Source organism: Stenotrophomonas sp. RS-48 (genome assembly GCF_030053245.1).
Taxonomy (GTDB): Bacteria; Pseudomonadota; Gammaproteobacteria; order Xanthomonadales; family Xanthomonadaceae; genus Stenotrophomonas; species Stenotrophomonas maltophilia_P.
In genome coordinates this window covers 1-1,694 of the sequence record NZ_JASGBV010000118.1, presented here as the reverse complement: position 1 = coordinate 1,694, position 1,694 = coordinate 1, and the positions used below count along the sequence as shown (strand labels likewise).

At 64.8% G+C, this 1,694-nt stretch carries 1 protein-coding gene; it reads right to left on the bottom strand.

Annotation, left to right across the window (positions count from 1 at the left end; genetic code table 11):
• Nucleotides 1–1,363, bottom strand: a 1,363-nt coding sequence (locus QMZ25_RS18115) for a cache domain-containing protein (RefSeq protein ID WP_283220069.1), incomplete at its 3' end; no start/stop codon positions are given.
• Nucleotides 1,364–1,694: the final 331 nt, after the last annotated feature.

The following is a 1,694-nucleotide window of genomic DNA, read 5'->3' as shown; positions in this document are numbered from 1 at the left end:
TCTGGCCAACGATGCGGGTCAGCTGGGTGACGGTGGCATTGGCATCGTCACGCATCCGTGCGAACACGCCCTGGTAGTCGCCCTGCATGCGGGCGGTCAGGTCGCCTTCGGCGATGGCTGACAGCAGCTGTGACAGCTTGCCGAGGTTCTCATCGCTGACTGCCATCATCGCGTTGAGGTTTTCCAGCATGGTGCGGAAATCGTGATCGAAGCGCTGTGCGTCGCCGCGACGGCTGAAGTCACCGGCAGCGGCGGCGCCGGCCAGCTGCTTGATCTCGGCATTGATGCGGCCGAGGTTGTCCTTGACGGTATCAACGGCGTGGGTCATCGCCGCCTTCTCGCCCGGGTATCGGGCGATATCACGGCTCAGATCGCCGACGGCGTATTGCTGGACGACATCGAGCACATCATGAAGGGTCTGCACGTGGCCGCCGACCAGCGCATTGGTCTCCTGCACCATCAGCCCATACTCGCCGGGGAATGCGCTGGCATCGATGCGGTAGCTGAGTTCACCGGCGTCGTGGCGACGTGCCATCTCACGTTGGCCACCGATCACGGCGTGCAGCTGCCGCTGCATGGCGGACATCGCATCCAGCAGGCGGCCGGGCTCGTCATGCGGCTGCGGGCCGATATGGCTGTCCAGTCTGCCAGCGGCGATGCCTTCGGCCACGGCCGTAGCCTGCTTCAACGGTACCGCGATGCGGTTGCCGATCAGCCAGCTCAAGGCCAGCACGATCAGAACCACCACGCCACCGGAGATCGCCATGATCGTGGTGAACACCAGGGCCTGCTTCTGCACGTCGTCCGTGTAGACGCCACTGCTGATGACCCAGTTCCACGGCGCGAACAGCCCGGCATAGGCGATCTTGCCGACCGTGCCTTCGCTGCCGGGCTTGGCCCAGCGGTAGTCGACGAAGCCGCCCCCGGCCTTGGCTGCCTCGACCTGCTGGTAATAGATGCGCACCCCTTCATCGGTGCGGAAATCCTTCATGTCCTTGCCGACCAGGTCCTTGCGGAACGGGTGCATGAGTACCCGGTAGCCGGTGTCGTAGACGTTGTAGTAGTAGGTGTCGTTCTCGGCACGCATCCTCTCCAGCGCCTGCAGGGCGGCGGCCTTGGCTGCCTCTTCGCTGAGCTCGCCGGTACCGGCCAGGCGGTGGTAGTGCTGGACAATGCCGTAACTCAGTTCGACCTGGGTCTTCAGCGAGGTCTTGCGCGTTTCAGTCAGGTCGAGGTACTGCATGCGGGCGGCGATCACCGACAGCGCGACCACGCCCAGCGCGATGAGCAGCGTGAGCAGATTGAGCTTGCGCCGGACGGAGAGATTGCTGAAGTAGTGTTGCCAGCGATGCATGAGGTTCATCGAGCAGGACCAGTTTGAAGCAGGCGGGCGGCGCCGAGCCGGCCACGGCGGAATACACCATGACACCCCCGTTATCGGCCGCGGGCGCGCGGGATTGAGGTGCAGTGCCGGAACGCATTCAGGTTTCCTTGCAGCGGCGGCTGCGGCGCTGCCTGCGGCAGGCCTTTCACGCAACAGCAACGGCAACGGCAACGGCAACGGCAACGGCAACGGCAGGTCATGGCGATGGGTTGCTATGGTTTGGCCGGGTCGGGGTGGGCAGGCAGGACACGCCGTGAACCCATCCATGGGGGCTCGATGGCGCCATCCATGGCGCCAACGGTCCTGCCTG